The organism is Archangium lipolyticum (assembly GCF_024623785.1).
GTDB classification, from domain to species: domain Bacteria; phylum Myxococcota; class Myxococcia; order Myxococcales; family Myxococcaceae; genus Archangium; species Archangium lipolyticum.
The window spans coordinates 145,966-164,692 of record NZ_JANKBZ010000016.1 but is presented as its reverse complement, the minus strand read 5'-3'; the positions used below and the strand labels follow the sequence as shown (position 1 = coordinate 164,692).

The 18,727-nt window shown below is 70.9% G+C and carries 20 protein-coding genes; 8 read left to right on the top strand and 12 right to left on the bottom strand.

Annotated features, from left to right (window positions below):
* Nucleotides 1–45: 45 nt before the first annotated feature.
* From NR810_RS30325 to NR810_RS30295, 7 genes are all read right to left on the bottom strand, one after another.
* Complete coding sequence (locus tag NR810_RS30325) at nucleotides 46–657, bottom strand: CAP domain-containing protein (protein WP_257457847.1); 612 nt, start codon at nucleotides 655–657, stop codon at nucleotides 46–48.
* Between the two features lie 168 nt (nucleotides 658–825).
* Nucleotides 826–1,560 carry an alpha/beta fold hydrolase gene (locus NR810_RS30320; protein WP_257457846.1) on the bottom strand — a complete coding sequence of 245 codons (735 nt, stop codon included), beginning with the start codon at nucleotides 1,558–1,560 and terminating at the stop codon, nucleotides 826–828.
* Nucleotides 1,561–1,682: 122 nt separating this feature from the next.
* Complete coding sequence (locus tag NR810_RS30315) at nucleotides 1,683–2,522, bottom strand: hypothetical protein (RefSeq protein ID WP_257457845.1); 840 nt, start codon at nucleotides 2,520–2,522, stop codon at nucleotides 1,683–1,685.
* Nucleotides 2,519–3,067, bottom strand: a complete 549-nt coding sequence (locus NR810_RS30310) for an RNA polymerase sigma factor (RefSeq protein ID WP_257457844.1) — start codon at nucleotides 3,065–3,067, stop codon at nucleotides 2,519–2,521. Before NR810_RS30310 ends, NR810_RS30315 begins: the two co-directional genes overlap by 4 nt.
* Before the next feature lie 79 nt (nucleotides 3,068–3,146).
* Nucleotides 3,147–4,190 carry a hypothetical protein gene (locus NR810_RS30305; RefSeq protein ID WP_257457842.1) on the bottom strand — a complete coding sequence of 348 codons (1,044 nt, stop codon included), beginning with the start codon at nucleotides 4,188–4,190 and terminating at the stop codon, nucleotides 3,147–3,149.
* A 27-nt stretch (nucleotides 4,191–4,217) separates the two neighbouring features.
* Nucleotides 4,218–5,159: a WD40/YVTN/BNR-like repeat-containing protein gene (locus NR810_RS30300; RefSeq protein WP_257457841.1), complete on the bottom strand. Its 942-nt coding sequence runs from the start codon at nucleotides 5,157–5,159 to the stop codon at nucleotides 4,218–4,220.
* Entirely contained in the window at nucleotides 5,159–5,758 is a 600-nt protein-coding gene (locus NR810_RS30295; protein ID WP_257457839.1) for a hypothetical protein, read from the bottom strand. Before NR810_RS30295 ends, NR810_RS30300 begins: the two co-directional genes overlap by 1 nt.
* Nucleotides 5,759–6,073: 315 nt before the next feature.
* On the opposite strand from NR810_RS30295, the gene NR810_RS30290 reads away from it, so the two are divergent.
* The 5 genes from NR810_RS30290 (at nucleotide 6,074) to NR810_RS30270 (ending at nucleotide 9,192) form a co-directional block, all read left to right on the top strand.
* Nucleotides 6,074–6,493 carry a hypothetical protein gene (locus NR810_RS30290; RefSeq protein ID WP_257457837.1) on the top strand — a complete coding sequence of 140 codons (420 nt, stop codon included), beginning with the start codon at nucleotides 6,074–6,076 and terminating at the stop codon, nucleotides 6,491–6,493.
* A 49-nt stretch (nucleotides 6,494–6,542) separates the two neighbouring features.
* Nucleotides 6,543–6,686 carry a hypothetical protein gene (locus NR810_RS30285; protein WP_257457836.1) on the top strand — a complete coding sequence of 48 codons (144 nt, stop codon included), beginning with the start codon at nucleotides 6,543–6,545 and terminating at the stop codon, nucleotides 6,684–6,686.
* 11 nt (nucleotides 6,687–6,697) lie between these two features.
* On the top strand, nucleotides 6,698–7,357 hold the full coding sequence (locus NR810_RS30280; protein ID WP_257457835.1) for a hypothetical protein: 660 nt from the start codon (nucleotides 6,698–6,700) through the stop codon (nucleotides 7,355–7,357).
* A gap of 185 nt (nucleotides 7,358–7,542) precedes the next feature.
* Complete coding sequence (locus tag NR810_RS30275; RefSeq protein ID WP_257457834.1) at nucleotides 7,543–7,977, top strand: CBS domain-containing protein; 435 nt, start codon at nucleotides 7,543–7,545, stop codon at nucleotides 7,975–7,977.
* Between the two features lie 69 nt (nucleotides 7,978–8,046).
* Nucleotides 8,047–9,192 (top strand): site-2 protease family protein, encoded by a 1,146-nt coding sequence (locus tag NR810_RS30270; RefSeq protein ID WP_257457833.1) that lies wholly within the window; start codon nucleotides 8,047–8,049, stop codon nucleotides 9,190–9,192.
* 15 nt (nucleotides 9,193–9,207) lie between these two features.
* On the opposite strand, the gene NR810_RS30265 is transcribed toward NR810_RS30270, so the two are convergent.
* A complete protein-coding gene (locus NR810_RS30265; RefSeq protein WP_257457832.1) occupies nucleotides 9,208–9,756 on the bottom strand; it encodes a hypothetical protein in 549 nt (182 codons plus the stop codon).
* Between the two features lie 183 nt (nucleotides 9,757–9,939).
* Here NR810_RS30265 and ggt point away from each other — a divergent pair, with 183 nt between their 5' ends.
* The 3 genes from ggt to egtD all read left to right on the top strand — a co-directional run bounded on the left by ggt (nucleotide 9,940) and on the right by egtD (nucleotide 14,231).
* Entirely contained in the window at nucleotides 9,940–11,694 is a 1,755-nt protein-coding gene (gene ggt, locus NR810_RS30260; RefSeq protein WP_257457830.1) for a gamma-glutamyltransferase, read from the top strand.
* A 188-nt stretch (nucleotides 11,695–11,882) separates the two neighbouring features.
* Nucleotides 11,883–13,217 carry an ergothioneine biosynthesis protein EgtB gene (gene egtB, locus NR810_RS30255; protein WP_257457829.1) on the top strand — a complete coding sequence of 445 codons (1,335 nt, stop codon included), beginning with the start codon at nucleotides 11,883–11,885 and terminating at the stop codon, nucleotides 13,215–13,217.
* A gap of 3 nt (nucleotides 13,218–13,220) precedes the next feature.
* Nucleotides 13,221–14,231, top strand: a complete 1,011-nt coding sequence (egtD, locus tag NR810_RS30250; RefSeq protein ID WP_257457827.1) for an L-histidine N(alpha)-methyltransferase — start codon at nucleotides 13,221–13,223, stop codon at nucleotides 14,229–14,231.
* A 372-nt stretch (nucleotides 14,232–14,603) separates the two neighbouring features.
* Here the strand turns inward: egtD and NR810_RS30245 are convergent, their stop codons facing one another.
* From NR810_RS30245 to NR810_RS30230, 4 genes are all read right to left on the bottom strand, one after another.
* Entirely contained in the window at nucleotides 14,604–15,176 is a 573-nt protein-coding gene (locus tag NR810_RS30245) for a hypothetical protein (RefSeq protein ID WP_257457826.1), read from the bottom strand.
* On the bottom strand, nucleotides 15,176–15,637 hold the full coding sequence (bacM, locus tag NR810_RS30240; RefSeq protein ID WP_257457817.1) for a bactofilin BacM: 462 nt from the start codon (nucleotides 15,635–15,637) through the stop codon (nucleotides 15,176–15,178). Before bacM ends, NR810_RS30245 begins: the two co-directional genes overlap by 1 nt.
* 3 nt (nucleotides 15,638–15,640) lie before the next feature.
* Nucleotides 15,641–16,582 (bottom strand): ParB/RepB/Spo0J family partition protein, encoded by a 942-nt coding sequence (locus tag NR810_RS30235; protein WP_306818640.1) that lies wholly within the window; start codon nucleotides 16,580–16,582, stop codon nucleotides 15,641–15,643.
* A 165-nt stretch (nucleotides 16,583–16,747) separates the two neighbouring features.
* Nucleotides 16,748–17,551: an AAA family ATPase gene (locus NR810_RS30230; protein WP_306818623.1), complete on the bottom strand. Its 804-nt coding sequence runs from the start codon at nucleotides 17,549–17,551 to the stop codon at nucleotides 16,748–16,750.
* Between the last annotated feature and the right edge of the window lie 1,176 nt (nucleotides 17,552–18,727).

The window sequence follows — 18,727 nt, the reverse complement described above, 5'->3', positions numbered from 1 at the left end:
ACGGCACGGGGGCCCACCGGGGAGCCCCCGCGCCACGACAGCCGCCTACTGCTGGCCGAAGTCCTGCGTCCAATAGTGCTTATAGGTGCTCGACGGGGCGTAGTAGTAGCCCACTCCCAGCTGCTTGAAGTTCGAGCTCATGATGTTGTTGCAGTGGCCCGAGCTCTTCATCCAGCCGTCCACCACCGCGCTCGGGGTTCCGTAGCCCGCCGCGACGTTCTCCCCCGCCCACCTGTACGTGTAGCCCGCGTCCGTCATGCGCTGCCACGGCGACGAGCCATTCGAGCCCGTGTGGCTCATGAAGTTGTTGAGGCCCATGTCCTTCGAGTGCTTGCGCGCCGCACACCGCAGCCGCGTGTCCAGCGTCAGCGCCGGCACCGCCGGCTTGGCCACGCCACCACACGTCGCACCCGCCGCCCTCTTCTGGTTCACCAGCGTCAGCACCTGGCTCTCGAAGCTGTCCCACGCCGGATCCCAGGTGGTCACATCGTCACAGTAGCCAGCCACCGCCAGCGCCTGCGCCCCGCTCGGCTCCGTCGTCGACACCGGCTCGCCCAGCTGCCCCTCTCCCTCCTTCTCCACAGGCCCTTCCGCTCCACAACCCGCAAGCAGGGTGGCTCCCAACAGGACCGACAGCACGCCTCGGTTCGTCTTCATCGTTCGACCTCTCGTCGTCAGTGTGAATGGGTTCGGGAACCCGGAAACGCGCGTAACTAGACCAACCCGTATTCACCTGCAAACCAGGAAAGTCATCCACCTCGTTTCTCAACTTCCCAAATGCCCGTGGACGTGAACCATTCCGTCTCGAACCGTCTTCCGGCCCGCTCAGCCCTCGGTCAGCAGCTCGAGCAGCAACCTGGCGGTGCGCTCCGGCTCCGCCACCATCGCGTCGTGGCCCGCATCCAGCTCCCGGAAGCGCAGGCCCCACTCCCGCGCCTTCCGCGCGAAGGGCGCGAGCGGATCCGTCCCGAAGGCCCCAATGAGTCCCTCGCGCCGCGTGCAACGCACGTACGTGCACGGCACCGCGCTCCGGCCCCGCTCCAGGTGCAGCGGCTCGTCGAGCGTGCGCAGCGGATGCGGCACCCGGCGCGGTCCCGCCCACGCCACGTCCTCCTCCCGCGTCACCCCCATCGCCCCCAGCGGCAACGGCGGCAGCAGCCACGCCTCCCCCTCCGCCCTCGCCCGCGCGTTCAACACCTCGCTCGTCCCCTCCGCGAATGCCCCGCTCGCCGCCTGCCCGCTCTCCGGCAGGTGCGCGTCCAGGTACACCAGGTGCCGCAGTCTCTCCGGCATCAGGTCCGCCACCCCCGTGATGACCATTCCCCCGTAGCTCTGCCCCACCAACACCACCTCCCTCAGGTCCTCGTACTCCAGCACGTTCGCCACGTCCTGGATGTGCGTGGCCAGCCCCACCTCCCTCGTCAGCAGGTGGATGCGCTCCCCCGCCCCCGTCAGCGTCGGCGTGAACACCTCGTGGCCCGCCTCCCTCAGCAGGCCTCGCACGTGCCTCCAACACCAACCCCCGTAGAAGGCTCCATGCACCAGGACGTACGTCGCCATGCGCGCGCTCCTTCGCTGTACCGGCCGAGACGGGCTCCTCTCCACCACGCTACCGCCCGCCCCCCTCGCGCATTCACTCCGCCCCCGCGAAGTGTTCAGCTCGCGTCGTCAGCCACCCCGGCTCAGGGCCTCGCTCCCGAGAGCAGGTTCTGGATGCGCACCCCATGCGTGGACGTCGGGTAGCGCTTCCGGAAGGCCTCCGCGCGCGTCCCCGCCTCCGCTCGCCGGCCCATCCTCACCAGCGCGTCGATGGCGAGCACCTCCCGCTCCTGCGCGAGTGCTCCCGCCGGAAAGCGCTCCGCGTGCCGATCCGCCTCGGCGAGCGCCTCCGCCGCGTCTCCCCGCTGAAGCGCCTGGTACGCCGACTCGAGCAGCGTCAGTTCCTCGTCCGCCGACGCACGCTCCCCGGCCGCGGCGGGCGCGGGTGTCCCGGCGGCTCTCGGGCGCGACACGCGCGGGGCCGGCACGGCGCTCGTCTTCGCGCTCGGGGCCACGGGCATCTCGACAGGCTCCGGCATCGGCGCGGCGATCGTCTCCGGGCTCGGGGCCACGGGCGTCTCGACAGGCTCCGGCGCTGGCGTGGCGCTCGGAGCGGGTGCCGGTGCGGAGACCTCCCGCTCCACCCGAGGCGCGCGGGGGTGCTCGCGCTCGAAGTCGCGGCCCGCCTGGAAGCTGACTCCCGCGAGCGCCATCCCGGCCACTCCCACGAGCACCTTGAGCTTCAGCCCCGTCGCCCCCACCGAGGCGAGCCCACCCGACGCGGCCGGCGCCGCCGTGCCCGTCGCCGCTCCCGCCGTCGCCGCTCCCCCCGCGGGCCCCAGCAACGGCCCCAGCTTCCCCGCCAGCCCCGCCAGTTGCTCCGCCGAGGGCTCGTCCAGGCTCGCCGCACCGAGCAGCTCGCGCAGCTCCGGCGTGGCCTCGGAGCCTTCCTCCAACAGCCGCACGGGCTCGCGCTCCCTCATGACTCGCCTCCTCTCGCCCTCGCCACCGCCTCCTTCACCCGCTCCCGCGCCGCGTACAGCCTCGCGTACGCCGTCTGCAGCGGACACCCCACCGCCTGCGCCACCTCCGCCATCGGCCACTGCTCCAGCTCGAACAGCACGAACACCGCCCGCTTGTCCTCGTCCAGCTCCTCGAGGATCCGCTCCAGCAGCGCCCGGGCCTGCCTCCTCGCCACCACCTCCACCTGCTCCGGCGGCAGCGTCCCCTCCGGCACCTCCGACACCGCCGTCTCCCGCCGGATGTGCGCCCTCCTCCGGTAGTCCGACGCCACCCTCAGGCTGATGCCGAACAGCCACGTGCGCAGCGCCGCGCTCCCGTCGAACTCCGGCAGCCTCCGGTGCACCACCACGAACGCCTCCTGGCACACGTCCTCCAGGTCCGCCTCCCTCACGCCCAGCCGCCTCAGCGTGCGCCAGACGAACGGCGCACACTCGGCGTAGACCTGCTGGAAGCTCGGAAGGGGCGGCCCCGCCGTCGGTGCCGGTGCCAGTTGCGGAAGTGCCATCGCGGTGGGACGAACACCGCCACTCTAGTCCATCCTCCCAACATCCGTGCGGAGCGCGCACCGCCCCTCGCGTCGGCTCTCAGGAACCGGGAAACGTCACCCCCACGTCCACCTCCGCCCTCACCGGCCATCCGATTGCCACGTCCTCGGCCGTACCGTCCGGCTTGAGCAGGCGCACCGGCGGACGCAGCCAGCCGAACCCCGCTCCGAGGCTCGCGTGGAGGCTCATCCTCCCCGCCAGCCTCCTCTCCAGCCGGGCGCGCACTCCCACGTCCCCCCGCACCAGCACCGCGCCCCGGCCCTGCTGGAACCCCGTGCTGTAGGCCAGCACCGGCGCGAACGCCGCCGTGCCACAGCCCCACACGCTCCACACCTCGCCGCTCACCGACACCGGGCACATCCCGCCCTCGGCCACCACGCTCGACAGCGACAGCCGGCCTCCGTCCTTCTCGTAGGGCTCGTACGGGTAGAAGGCGAACCGCAACAGCCACGTCCCCTCCCGCGCCCCGAACCAGAACCCGCTCGCCAGCCCCGGCGCCACCCCGAAGCCCAGGCCCGCCACCCCCGTCACCGCCACGCTCACCGCGGGCCCCCTCCTCCGCTCCACCGGCGCGTCCCTCCACTCCCGGGGCTCGGGCTCGCGGACCCCGGCGCCCGGCGCCTCTGGCTCACGAGGCCCGGGCTCCGGAGTCACCGGCTCCGGCTCCGGCTCCGGCGGCGGGGGCGGCGGCGGCGGGCTCGCGGGCGAGGAGAACGCCGCCGATGGGTCGATCATCAGCGCGATGACCAGCAGCAGGCGCGGCTCGATGGCCGTGCACGCCTCCTCCTTCGTGGACACCTCGCGGCTGCCGAGCACGTTGCCGCTCGCGTCCACCAGCGACAGCTTCGCCTTCCACCCCGACGGCGTCCCCCTCTCCAGCACGCCATCGACGAGGAACTCCGGCTCGGGTCCGAACACCGTGCGCCCGAGCCGCCCCTCCACCGCCCTCGCCAACGGCGCCGCCTGGATGCACCCGGGCGCGGCGTTCCAGCGCAACCCCCAACGCGACTCGGGGCGCGGCCCGGCCCACGCCGTACCACTGGCCAACAGCAGCAACACCGCGCACCGCACGAACACATCCATGCGCGGCGTTAAACCACGCGCTCCTCCTCAAGGCGACGCGGCCGAGGCCCTCCGTATCACCAGCCCCTCGTCCCCCACCGCCCACACATCCGCCCCGCTCGAGCCCCACACGTCGTTCAGGTCAGGCAGGTCCAGATCCTCACCCAGCTCCTCCGTCCACGCCTTCCCGTCGAAGCGATGGACCCTCCCGTAATTGCCCACCGCCCACAGCTCGCTCCCCGCGGCCCAGATGCCATTCCAGGCATACGAGGCATCGAGGGTGTCTTCGTCCATGGGCAGCAGCTTCCAGCCCCCCGTGCCCTTGAGCGCCACCCGCTTCTTGTAGGCCACATCGCACAGGACCAGCAGATCCCCGGCTCCCCACGCTCCCAACTCCTCACAGGTGGGGTACGAGCCAATCTCCAGGGTCTCCGTCCTCCAGCTCGCGCCCGTCCAGTGCATCAACTCCCCGTCGCGCTGCAGGGTCACCCAGACATCGCTCGGACCCGTGCCCCACACGCGCATCGGCTGGCTCCTCGCGTTGGAGACTCGCCGCTTCCACTCCCTTCCATCGAAGTGCAGGAGCCCATCCCCATACGGGTAGGAGTCCTCGACCACCCACACATCGCTCGGAGCGCTGGCCCACACACTGATGAGGCTCTCCTTGCTCCCCACGTCCACCCGCGACCAGGTCGCCCCGTTCCACTTCAACACCACGCCCTGCTCGCCCACGGCCCACGCGTTCGCCTGGTCCACCGCCCACACCGCGTGCAGGTCCACGCTCGTCCCCGCCTCCTTCACGGACCAGGCCGTGCCGTTCCAGTGGATGATCGTCCCGAGCTCCCCCACCGCCCAGACATCCTTCGGGCCCGTGCCGTGGAGCGCCTCGAGCGCGTTCGTCGTCTTGCCGTCGGCGCGCACCCACTCGGACCCGGGCCCGCCGCAGCCCGCGAGCACGCCGCACACCCCCAGCAGCAAGGCCGCGCGCATCACAGCACCTCCCGCGAGGGGGTGGACTTCGGCGTGGGGAGGACCTCCACCTCCGTGCCACTGAAGGCCAGCAGCGTGACGCCCCCGCCGAGCAGCGCCAGGCCCCCGCCCGCGGCCGCGAACTTCCAGGTGGTCTCCTCGTTCATCGGCCCCCCGAGCACGGGCTTGCCCAACGTGCCATCCACGAGCACCATCGCCGCCACCAGCGAGAGGGCGGTGATGCCCACCACCGTCGACGTCCACCCGAGCGCCCGCGTCACCGTGCTCCCCGGCTTCACCCTCAGGGTGACGTCCTCCCCCACCCCGAGCAGCGAGAAGCGCTCCGAGGGCGTGATTCCCCTGCCCGCCACGAAGAAGTCCGAGCGCGGCTCGGGGACCGTCACGTCGCAGGGCGCGAAGCACTCGCGCTGGAAATGCACGATGCCCACCGTCGCGCTGCGCGTGAACGTGGAGATCGTCCCCACCCCGTCCGACGTCACCCGGTACAGCTCCACCTTCGGTGAGTCCGTCTCGATGTGCAGCCGCACCTCGCTCGCCTGGGACGCGGACTGCGCGAGTGTCGTGGTGGCGGCGAGTCCCAGTGCAATCAACATGCTCATGTCTCTTCCTCGTGTGTTGGCCAGACGGCTCCCGTGACGGCGGTGGACACGGGGTGTGCCCGCCGCCGCCCGGCGCTGCCTGGCCGTTGTGTGGCGCTGACCCCCTCTGAATGGGTGGTGCCCCGCGTTTTTTTGAATCGATTTTTCCGGACGCTTTTTCCGCGCCCCCAGCGTCCTTCACGGGTTCGAGCGTTGGGGACTGGACCTCCCCCGTGAATCCGGGGTGGGGGGCCGCGGGGAGCCGCGCTGATCCACGGCAATGTCAGACGCTCCTTTTAAGGTGTTGTTTAGAAGATGTGGATCACGAGGTGCGGCATGAGCGGCATGAGCTGGATTGTGTATTTGATGGGCGCTGCGGGCTTCGACTCGGTGCGAGACTTCCCCGAGGGCTGGTCCCCTCCGGTGCTCGGTCCGCGAGAATCCGTCATCCGCAAGCTGAGAGAGGCCCTCCCCTCCATCTCCTTCCCCACCCCCGCCGAGGGCATCTTCCACGGTGACGGCTTCTCCATCACCTTCGAGCTCGGCCCCTGGGAGCAGACGCCTCGCGTGAAGCTGTTCGTCCACGGCGAGGGCGAGGAGGTGCTGGATTTGATTGGCAGGGCCGCCGAGGCGCTCGACGCCCGCGCGCTCGACACGGGCCTCGGTGACTTCATGCGCTTCCGCAAGGACCCCGACACCGGCCGCCATGTCTGGCGCGATGCCCCCACTCCGGGACAGTGGGTCGCTCCCGCCTGAGCACCGGCGTCTCCCGCGCCTGCGTGCGCTCCGTCATGAGAGGTGCCGCATGCGGGACTCGCGACTGCTCGCCCTCACGGTGGCGCTGCTGGCGGGTTGTGTCACGCGGCAGGTCAGCAAGATTCCTCTCCTCGACGATGCACGGGAAGCTGCCTTGAAGGAGCCGCGGCAGCTGTTTCCGGGCATGCGATAGAGAGACGATTCATGAAGCAGATGGACCTGCCCGGACTGGAACGACTGCTGGAGGTGTGTCAGCGCTTGAAGCGCACCCTGCTGACCACTCCTCCGGGAGGCTCGCCCCCACTCGCGGGAACGCGAATCCTCGGACATCCCCTGGACCCGATGCTCGCGGCCTTCTATGCGCGCTTCGGCAAGGCCATGTTCGCCGCGGATGTCGCGGGAATGGGGCTCTTCCAACTCGATGACACCGTGAACCACTTGGAGGCACAGAACCGCCAGTGGCAGAGCGACTATCAGGAGCAGCTCCCCGTACCCCTCTTCGTCTTCGGAGGTGAACCGGGGATGGCCTACTACTACGCGACCGTCCCCGGACTCGCGGACGCCGAGGGCCGCCAGCCCGTGGTCCGCGTCGATCCCTACGAGGACCCCTTCGCCCTTCCCATCGCCTCGGATGTCGACCACCTCTTCGATTCCTATTCGCGCTACCTGGAGACCCTGATGGCTCACCCGGACTACGCGGACTACGGCTCGGCGGCCCTGACCTTCCCTCGAGGCATTCCCGACATCCTCGCCAGGGATGAACGGTTGGTGCGGTTGCTCCGCTCCGGACGCTTCGACCCGGTGTTGACGAATGATGACTGTCGAGAGTGGGCAGCTCAGTTGACGGGCTCGCCTGGCCACTGACCCTCACCCCGGCCCTCTCCCAGAGGGAGAGGGAGCGCACGGGCGGACGCTCCTTCCTGGCTCGCCCTCCCGCTCCCTCCCCGGGGTGACGGGCCCGGGCCGCGTTGCCCCTCGCCGGGATGCTCCCCACGGTTCCCGAGAGCGGTGCCCGTCCGACGCCCCGCGGCACCCACAAAGGAGCGGCCATGGCCAGGAAGATTCATGAAGTGATGACTCGCGACGTGGAGGTCATCAACCCCAACGACACCCTCCGCGACGCCGCCGAGAAGATGCGCAGCCTCAACGTCGGCCCCCTCCCCGTCTGTGACGGCCAGCGAATCCTGGGAATGATTACCGATCGCGACATCGTCGTGCGCGCCATCGCCCTGGGACGCGACCCCAACACCACCCAGGTCGCCGACGCGATGAGCCCCGGCATCGAGTACTGCTTCGACGACGATGACGTCGACGGCGTGCTCGAGCGCATGCGCGACAAGCAGATCCGCCGCGTCATCGTGGTGGACCGCAACAAGAAGCTCGTCGGCATCGTCGCCATCGGCGACCTGTCCGGCGAGGTCAGCGAGCGCAAGGTGGGCGAGGCCCTCGAGGGCATCTCCGAGCCCTCCAGCCCCAACATCTGACGGTCATGCGCCCTCGGAGCCGGGGCCCCTCGGGGTCCTCCGGCCCCGGAGCCCGGAGCGAGGTGTCTCGTGAGCGCAGCCTTCCGAATCGCCACCCTGCGGGGCATCCCCATCCGGGTGCACTTCACCTTCCTCCTGGTGCTGCCCTTCCTCGCCTGGCTCTTCGGTCAGGCCTTCCGCAACGCCGCCGACGCCGCCGACGTCCCCCCCGAGCGCCTCATGGGCTCTCCCATCCTCTGGGGCCTGGGACTCGCCGTCGCCCTCTTCCTCTCCGTCCTCGTGCACGAGCTGGCCCACTCCTTCTACGCCCTGCGCAAGGGCGGCCAGGTCTCCGACATCACCCTCATGATGATCGGCGGCGTCTCGCGCATCACCCGCATGCCCGACGGCCCCCGCCAGGAGGCCCTCATGGCCGCCGCCGGCCCCGCCACCAGTCTGGGGTTGGGCTTCCTCTTCCTCGCCGTGTACGCGCTGCTGGCCGGCGCCCACTCCTTCAACCTGCGCTTCGCCTTCTTCTACCTCGGCTACCTCAACGTCTTCCTCGGCCTCTTCAACCTGCTGCCCGCCTTCCCCATGGATGGCGGCCGCGTCCTGCGCGCCCTGCTGTCCAACCGGCTCGGCCGCGTGCGCGCCACCCGGGTGGCCGGCTTCGTCGGCAAGGCCTTCGCCGTGCTCTTCGGCGTGCTCGGCCTGCTCAGCGGCAACTTCCTCCTCCTCTTCATCGCCTTCTTCGTCTTCATGGGCGCCGAGGGCGAGTCGCGCGAGGTGCTCATGCAGTCGCAGCTCACCCGGGTCCGCGTGGGCGAGCTGATGGTGGCACGCATGGCCTCGGTGGAAGCGGACGCCACGCTGGAGGAGGTGGTCACGCGCATGCAGGCCGAGCGCCGGCGTGCCCTGCCGGTGCTGGAGAACGGGACGGTGGTGGGGCTGGTGACGTTGGCGGCCGTGCGGCAGGTGCCCGCCCAGCAGCGCGCCCGGGTGCGCGCGCGGCAGGTGGCACTGCCCGTGCCCACCCTCACCCCCGAGTCCACCGCCTGGGATGCCCTGCGCGAGATGGGCCAGCGCCGGCTGCCCCAGCTTCCCGTCGTCCGCGACGGCGCCCTCGTGGGCACCCTCACCCAGGACGACGTGATGCGGGGCCTGGAGCTGCGCGAGTTCGAGGACTCCCAACCGCGGGGCCCCTGGGGACTCGGCCCGCGCGAGTCGCCCACCTGAGCCGCTCGCCCGCGCTCACCTCCATGGCGCGCGGGGCCCCAGCGCCTCGGAGAGGCCCTCCAGCGCGCGCCGCTCCTCCCGGCGCACCGCGCCCATGAGCCCCAGCAGTCCACTGGAGGCCCTCGCCACGCGCCGGCCCACGTCGAGCAGCAGGTGCTGGAAGCGCGACGCCTCGCCGAGCCCCAGCCGCCGCGCCACCCGCTCGCATACCGGGCGCAGGGGCTCCAGGTCCGGCCGCCCCGAGATGAAGTCCCACCCCGGCGCGTCCAGCCGGCGCAGGGCCTCGCCGCAGATGTGCCCCACCAGCGGGCTGCGCGAGAGGAGCCCCTCCCCGAGTACCCGCCGGCAGGCCTCGCGCTCCGCCGGGTGCACCGGGCCGTCCGCCAGGGCCACGTACAGGAAGGCGCGCAGCGGCGCCCCCTCGAGCACCAGCCACTCGTCCTCCGAGAAGCCGCACCGGGCGAAGGCGCGCGCCATCGCCCGCGCCGCCTCGCGGCCCCTCTCGTCGGTGTGCGTCACCGGCGTCCCCGTCCCGTCGCGAATCGGCCAGACCGGGTTCGTCATGAATTCCCCCGCGTGTGTCCGGCACGTCCGCGCCGTGACACACGGGGCGCCAACGTATGAACGCGCCCGGGCCCGACAACCCGCCCCCCAGGCGCTCCGCCGGAAACCCGACACCCGCGCGCCGCTCGTGTGGCGTGCGCATCACCCGCTCGCCCCCCGGTCCGCCGGGTACGCTCCGCCTCCATGCGAAGCCACCTCTTCTCCGCCAGTGCCGCGCTGTGTCTGGGTCTCGGTTGCGCCACCGCTCCGGCCCTCAGACCGGCTCCTTCTCCCGCCCCCTCGCCCACCGCCACCGGCCGCGGCGGCGCCGCCGCCACCGTCGACGCGCGCGCCACCTCCGCCGCCATCGAGGTGCTCGCCTCCGGTGGCAATGCCGTCGACGCCGCCGTGGCCGCCGCCAGCGTGCTCGGCGTCACCGACCCCTACTCCTGTGGCATCGGCGGCGGCGGCTTCATGGTCATCTACCTCGCCCGGGACGAGCGCGTCGTCACCGTGGACCACCGCGAGACGGCGCCCCTGGCCCTCGAGCGCTCGCGCCTCTACGAGAACGGCGCCCCCATTGCCTTCGACGAGCTCGTCACCAGCGGCCTGTCCGTCGGCGTGCCCGGCACCCTGATGGGTTGGGACGAGGCCCTGCACCGCTTCGGCACCCGCTCGCTCGCCGACGTCCTCCAGCCCGCCATCCGCGTCGCCGAGCACGGCTTCGACGTCGACTCCACCTTCTTCGAGCAGACGCGCCACAACGCCCCGCGCTTCCGCGACTTCACCAGCTCGGCCGCCCTCTTCCTCGGCCCGGATGGACGGCCCTGGCCCGTCGGCTCCACCTTCAAGAACCCCGACCTGGCGAAAACCTACCGGCTCGTCGCCCAGGGCGGTGTCCCCGTCTTCTACCGGGGGGAGATCGCCCAGGCCATCGTCTCCACCGTCACCCAGCCGCCCGTCACCCCCGGCGCCTCGCGCCCCGTGCGCCCCGGTGTGATGCGGCTGGAGGACCTCGCGAGCTACGAGGCCCTCATCCGTCCTCCCGTGACGAGCACCTACCGCGGCTACACCTTCCACGGCATGGGCGCCCCCAGCAGCGGAAGCCTCACGCTCGCGCTCACCTTCAACCTGCTCGAGGCCTACCCACCAGCCTCCATGTCCCGCGCCGACTTCCTCCACCGCTACCTGGAGGCCTCGCGCCTGGCCTTCGCGGACCGCGAGGCCTTCATGGGGGACCCCGCCTTCACCCGCGTGCCCGCGGCCGGCCTCGTGTCGCCCGGCTACGCCGCCCGGCGGCGCCCGGCGCTCAACGCGTCCCGGGCCTCCACCTCCGCCGCCGCTCCTGGGAATCCGCTCCCCTTCGAGGCCGAGCACAAGGAGACCACGCACCTCACCACCTCGGACGCCGCGGGCAACATCGTCTCGTACACGTGCACCATCGAGAGCGAGGGCGGCAACGGCATGGTCGTCCCCGGCTACGGCTTCCTCCTCAACAACGAGGTGACGGACTTCGACCTGCCGCCCACCGTGGACGCGCCCCACCCCAACGCGCCCGCCCCCGGCAAGCGGCCCCGCAGCAGCATGAGCCCCCTCATCGTGTCCAGGGACGGAGTGCCCGTGCTCGCGCTCGGCAGCCCCGGCGGCGCCACCATCATCACCACCGTGGGCCAGACGCTCCTCAACCACCTGGACTTCGGCATGCCCATCGCCGAGGCGCTCGCGGCGCCACGCGTGTCCCAGCGCAACTCGCCCGACCACAGGAGCCAGGCCGAGCCCGACTTCATCGACTCGCCCGAGGCCGACGCGCTCGGCGCGCTCGGTCATGCGTTCACCAACGTGGGCCACATCGGCGCGCTCACCGCCATCCGCTTCAACGCCGATGGCACCGTCACCGCCGCCGCCGAGCCCCTGCGCCGCGGCGGCGGCAGTGCGCAAGTGGTCGAGCCAACGCGCTGAGCCGCCGCGCCGTCCGCCTCCGGACAGCGCAACCCCGCGTCACGACGCGCCAACCTCCACCGGCTCCGCGCGGCCCGTTGCCCTCCAGGCGCCCCGGCCCGCCGGGACGTGTGGTGTCTCACGGGCGGCTCGCGCGCGGGGACGGGGTGACTCCCCTCGGGACGGGTCGCTCCCTAGCTTGCGTCTCCATGCGGAGAACCCTCGAGGCCCGTCGGGACGCGGGCCAGCAGGAGCCTCGTCCCTGGAAGACCCGGGCGCTCGCCGAGCTCTCCGCGGCGCGCGCGCGCATGCTGCGGATGCTCGAGGGCCTGCCCGAGGACGCCCTCATCCGCCAGCACTCACCCCTCATGTCCCCCATCGTCTGGGACGTGGTCCACGTGGCCAACCAGGAGGAGCGGTGGCTGCTGCGCGCGCTCGGCGCCCCGGCCCTCACCGACGCGGCCTTCGACGCCCTCTATGACGCCTTCCGCCACCCGCGCGCCACGCGCTCCCAGCTGCCACTGCTGACACCGGAGCGCGCCCTCGCCTACGCCGCGCGCGTGCGCGAGGCCTCGCTCGAGTGGCTCGAGCGGCTGCCGGAGGACTCGGACGCACCGCTGCTGCGCGGGGGCTTCGTCCACGGCATGGTGGCCCAGCACGAGCAGCAGCACCTGGAGACGCTCGCGGCCACGCTGCAGCTCATGACGAGCCACGTGTACCGGCCCACCGCGCGTCCCCGCCCGAGCCCCGGCCGCGCCGCGCAGTACGAGGTCTTCATCCCCGGCGGCCCGGTGCGCCTGGGCAGCGACGCACCGTGGGCCTACGACAACGAGCGCCCCGCGCACGTGGTGGAAGTCGCGGACTTCCTCATGGACTCGCACCCCGTCACCAATGGGGACTACCTCGTCTTCGTCGAGTCCGGGGGCTACGCGGACGCGCGCTGGTGGGAGCCCAAGGGCTTCGAGTGGATTGCCTCCGAGGGCATCCGCCACCCGCTCTTCTGGCTGCCGCAAGAGGACGGCACCTGGCTGCGGCGGCGCTTCGGCCACGTGGAGCCGCTGCCCCGGGACGAGCCCGTGCAGCACGTGTCCTGGTACGAGGCGGACGCCTACGCGCGCTGGGCCGGCAAGCGTCTGCCCACCGAGGCCGAGTGGGAGAAGGCCGCGGTGGGCTCGGACGGGAGGCCGCGCACGTACCCCTGGGGCGACATGCGGCCCTCGGAGGCGCACGCCAACCTCGGAGGAGACACGTGGGGCCCCTCGCCGGTGGGCAGCTACCCGGCGGGGCAGAGCGCGGACGGTGTCTGGGGATTGCTGGGCGATGTCTGGGAATGGACCTCCAGCACGTTCGACGGCTACGTGGGGTTCAACGCCTTTCCCTACCGTGAATATTCAGAGGTGTTCTTCGGGACGGACTACCGGGTCCTGAGGGGCGGAGCCTGGGCGAGTGCACCCGTGGCGGTGCGCAACAGCTTCCGCAATTGGGATTACCCCATCCGGCGGCAGATCTTCGCCGGCTTCCGGTGCGCGCGCGGCACGAGGTGAGACATGGAGATGGCGTGGACGGGGTGGGGGCTGGAGCGCTCACCGGTGCGGGTGGAGGTGCACGTACGGCCGGGGGACGCGCGGCGGGCGCTGCACCTGGAGGTACTGGCGGGGCTGTGCGAGGAGGACCGGCCCAAGGAGCTGTCGCCGAAGTGGCTCTATGACGAGCGCGGCAGCCAGCTCTTCGACGAGATTACGCGGCTGCCCGAGTACTACCCCACGCGGCGCGAGCGGGAGATTCTCGTGGCGCACGCGGGAGACATCGCCCATGCGAGCGGGGCGGACACGCTGATTGAATTGGGCAGCGGGAGCAGCGAGAAGACGCGGCTGCTGCTCAACGCGATGAGGCGGGAGGGGAAGCTGAGACGCTTCGTGCCCTTCGACGTGAGCGAGGCCTTCCTGAGACAGGCGGCGCGGACGGTGGCGGGCGAGTACCCGGGGCTGTTCGTGCACGCGGTGGTGGGGGACTTCGAGCGGCACCTGGGGCGGCTGCCGACGGGAGGCCGGAGGCTGGTGGCGTTCCTCGGGGGAACCATCGGCAACCTGAAGCCGGTGGAGCGGGCGCGCTTCTACGCGGAGCTGGCCGCGGGGCTGGAGCCGGGCGAGGGACTGCTGCTGGGGACGGATCTGCTCAAGGACCGGGAGCGGCTGTTCGCGGCGTACAACGACAGCGCGGGGGTGACGGCGGAGTTCAACCGCAACGTGCTGAAGGTGCTCAACCGCGAGCTGGGCGCGGACTTCGAGCCCGAGACCTTCGAACACCTGGCGCCCTTCGACGAGGAGAACGGCTGGGTGGAGATGCGGCTCATCTCCACGAGGGCGCAGGCGGTGAGGCTCCCGGCACTGGGGCGGTACGTGAACTTCGCCGAGGGCGAGGTGCTGCGCACGGAGGTGAGCTGCAAGTTCCGCCTGGAGCAGGTGGAGGCGGAGCTGGCCCAGGCGGGGCTGCGGCTGGAGGAGCGCTGGACGGACGCCGCGGGGGACTTCGCGCTCTCGCTGGCCCTCAAGCGCTGAAGCCCCGGCGACCCCCGTGTGTGACAGACCGAGAGGTCCGCTGTCACACACTGGGAGTGAGCATTGCTCATACCCGGGCTGGAATATGTTGGACCATTAAGCGTTGCGTAGACAAAGGTCACCCGACATTTCCAGTCCAGGGGAGGAACCCTCGTCCGGCCACGGACGTACTCGTGACCCGAAGAGAGAGGCCCGGCACTCCATCCACGAGGGAGTGCCGGACCAGCGGCATTCACACATGTACCCGCGTGCCCGACCCTCCGGGGGGAAGGCTGGGCGCACGGGTCCGCAGGGGGGATTCATCGGGCGCGCAGTCCGGGGGAAGACGGGCCCTCGGAGTGTGGCGCCCGATGTCTTGCGGGCCCCCGAGGCTCAGCGCGGTCGTTGGAACTCGATGCCGCGGCAGGCCTCGCCGGCCCGCAGCACTTCGTCGGCGGTGACGCCGGGGAAGGTGGCGCACAGGAACAGGTCATCCTGCACGCGCCGGGCTCCGAAGAGCGCCGGGTAGTCCGCCCCCATGCCTCCGTCCGGCAGCTTCGGCGCGAGCGTCACGCGGACGAGCGTGAAGTCCGCGCCGCCCTCCTCCTGGTCCAGCGAGCGCTCGAAGCCCTTGAAGGATTCCTCCAGCGACTGGACGAGTGCCTCTGGCGAGGGCAGCGCCGCGCCCTGTCCGGGACGCAGGTCCACGCGCAACACCGGGTGACCCGGGGGGCCGAACTGGAAGCTGCCATCCTGTGCCACCTGGGCGGACCAGCCCGGCGGCATGGGCACCTTCACACCCACCCGGCGCGGAGCCGCCGGCGTGTCCTCCGGGGTCAGCTCCTCCGGAGGGACGAGCGGCACCTCCTGCTCGGCGCGCCGCTCCTTGCAACCGTCGCAGCCGGACGCCAGCACGGCGAGCGCCACCAGGGTGGCGCGGACATGCGGGCGCCCGGCGCGGCGCACTACTTCTTGCCCTCGCCACCCGGAGGCGGCGGGTTGCCACCCTTGCCCCCGAGGTTCTCCATCTTGCTGGTGCCCTCGAAGATGACACCGCGGTCCATGGTGAGCGCGGGCGTCTCCACGTTGCCCTTCACGCGCGCCGGGGCGTGCAGCTCCACCAGCTGCGTGGCGCGCACGTTGCCCTCCACGGTGCCGTTGATGATGACGGTGCCGGCGTTGATCTCCGCCTGCACGCGGGCCCCATCACCGATGACGAGCACGTCCTTGGTGAAGATCTGCCCGTTGAACTTGCCGTCGATGCGGACCTGGCCTTCGAAGGTGAGCTTCCCCTCGAACTCACTGCCCTTGCCCAGCAGCGTGTGAACCTCACCCGGACGCGTTGCCACCGATTCATCCTCCCGTCTGCCGCCTATGCCTAGAAGCGGTACGTTGGTCTTCTCTTCCTTCTTGCCGAGGAGCGCCACGCGCTACTCCTTCCTGAGTACCTTCAGGATGCGATCGAGATCATCGTACGAGAAGTAATCGACCTCGATGGTGCCTTTTCCACTGCCCTTCTCCACCAGGCGCACTTTCGTACCCAACAACCGCTGAAGCTCCTCGGTGAGGGACTTCACCTGGGGACTCTGCTTCTGGGGCTTGCCGGCGTCGCGGGGCTTGGAGCCCTTGGCCTGCTGCACCAGCTTCTCGGTGTCGCGCACGCTGAGCTTCTTGGCGGCGACCTGGGCGGCCAGCTCCGTCATCTCCGGGATGCGGGGCACGCCGAGCAGCGCGCGCGCATGGCCCGCGCTCAGCGAGCCCTCGCCCACCATGCGCTTCACCTCGTCCGGCAGGCCGAGCAGCCGCAGGGCGTTGGCCACCGTGGAGCGCTCCTTGCCGACGCGCTGGGCCACCTGGTCCTGCGTGAGACCGAACTCCTCCACCAGGCGGTGATAGCCCTCGGCCTCCTCCATGGGGTTGAGGTCCGCGCGCTGGAGGTTCTCCACCAGGGCGAGCTCGAAGGCCTCGACTTCCGTCACCTCGCGGATGATGGCGGGAATCTCGTGCAGGCCCGCGAGCTGCGAGGCGCGCCAGCGGCGCTCACCGGCGATGAGCTTGAAGCCCTCGCCGTCCTTGCGCACGAGCACCGGCATCAACACGCCCTGCGCCTTGATGGACTCGGTGAGCTCGCGCAGCTTCTCCTCGTCGAAGTGGCGGCGAGGCTGGAGGGTGTCGCGCTGGATGGCCTCGATGGGGAGCTTGACGATGCCGTTCTTCGGAGGCGGGGCGGGCTCGGGAGCCACGGCGGCCGCCGCCACGGCACTGGGAGGAGGAGCTGCCTGGGGGATGAGGGCGGAGAGGCCACGGCCCAACGCCCGCTTCTGCTTGTCACCGTTCAGCACTGCGTCGTCTCCACCGGGAGCACCCGGCATCATCATCGGAGGGGGTCCATCACATCACTTCCGCCGGGAGGACCCGAGGACCCGGCGGTGGGCCAGCCCGGGGAGCACACGGGCCGGCGGGGGGAGGGCTGGAGGGAGCCCGCCTCTATAAGGATGCGGGCGGGCGCGGCTCGGAGACCGGCCCGCCGGACGGCCTCAGGCCACCTTGCGAGCGGGCGGAGGCGGGTTGGCCTCGCGCTGCATGATTTCGCGGCCGAGCGCCAGGTAGCTCTCACAGCCCTTGGACTTGATGTCGTAGAGCAGGATGGGCTTGCCGAAGGAGGGGCACTCGGACAGGCGCACGTTGCGCGGGACAACCGAGGTAAAGACCTGCTCCTTGAAGAACTCGCGCACGTCGGCGACGACCTGGTTGGCGATGTTGGCGCGCGAGTCGAACATGGTGAGCAGGATGCCCTCCATCTTCAGCCCGGGATTGAAGGCCTGCCGCACCAGGTCGATGGTGTGGTTGAGCTGGGAGAGGCCCTCGAGGGCGTAGTACTCGCACTGAAGCGGGATGAGGACGGAGTCCGCGGCGATGAGCGAGTTGAGGGTGAGCAGCCCGAGCGAGGGCGGGCAGTCGATGAGGATGTAGTCGTACTGCTCGGCGAGGGGCCGGAGGGCATCGCGGAGGCGGTACTCGCGACGCTCCTGGTTGACGAGCTCGACTTCCGCGCCGGTGAGATCCGGGGTGGCGGGGACCACCTGGAGGAAGCGCAGCTCGGTGGGGTGGAGGAGCTCGCTCATGGGGCGGCCGCCGAGGAGGGCGTCATAGACGGTGCCCTGGAGCTGGTCGCGCTTGAGACCGAGGCCGCTGCCGGCATTGCCCTGAGGGTCCATGTCGACGAGGAGCACCTTGCGCTCAGCGGAGGCGAGGCTCGCGGCGAGGTTGATGGCGGTGGTCGTCTTACCGACGCCGCCCTTCTGATTGGAGATGCAGATGATTCGACCCACGTGGCCCATCCTTGCGACGCCCCGGGAGGTGCCCGGGGGCTCTGCGGGGGAGGCATGTACCGAGTCCGCATTGATCCATCAAATCGGCGGCTGATCCAGTCCTCGACCGGATCAGACTTCTAGCCTGCCTGCCTGACATGCCCGCTACTCCCTCTCCCTTCGGGAGAGGGTCGGGGTGAGGGTACGAGGACCCCGGGTTGGATCCGCGAGAAGCCCCCTCTCCCCCTGGGAGAGGGCTGGGGTGAGGGTCGACGCGAGCCCGGGAGGCCCGACTGGCTTACGCATAAGCCAAGGCTCCGCGACTCGTTCCACGTGGAACAACTCAGCCACGAATACCTCCCGACTTATGCCTAAGCCGGGGCCTCCGCGAACACGAACCAACCGCCCCCTGCATGAGTCACGCGGCACGGGCCCGTGACTTACGCATCAGGCAAAGCCCGGAGGCCGTTCCACGTGGAACACCGCCCGGCGGGAGAGCCTCTCCACGAGCGGGCTGGGGTGAGGGTCGACGCGAGCCTGGGAGGCCCGTTGGCTTAGGCATAAGCCAGGGCCCCGAGACCCGTTCCACGTGGAACATCCCTTCGCGGGAAAGCCTCCCTCCGCGAGCGGGCTGGGAAGAGGGTCGACGCGAGCCCGGAGAACCTCTGGCTTACGCATAAGCCAAGGCCCCGTGGCACGTTCCACGTGGAACACGCCGGCCGAGGGCCTCGGCCCGGAGCATTCCGGACCGGGGCCGCCCTTCCCCATTCCGCATCTTGCCTCCGGCCTCTTCTCTGCCCCTGTTCCACGTGGAACGGTGGCCCTCCCTGTTCCACGTGGAACACGCCTGCCCAGGGGCTCCGCCCAGGCGCTTTCGGACCGAGGCCCCCTCCCCGCTCCTTTCTTTCCGCCGGGCTCCGTCCAGGTCCTGTTCCACGTGAAACGCCGCCTCTCCCTGTTCCACGTGGAACGTCCCGGGGGCATGTTCCACGTGGAACACGAGTCGGGCCCCATCCCGGTGTCTCCGCCTCGGGCCTGTTCCCGTTCCACGTGGAACACTCCCGGTCCCCTTTCCCAGGAGCCCCGTCCTCCTCCCTGGCCCGGGTTTTCCGCCGGGGTTCCCGTGACTAGCTTCCTGGCCAATCACCAAGCACACAGGAGCGCTTCACATCGGGCACCCACGAGATGGATCCCATCCTTCGACTC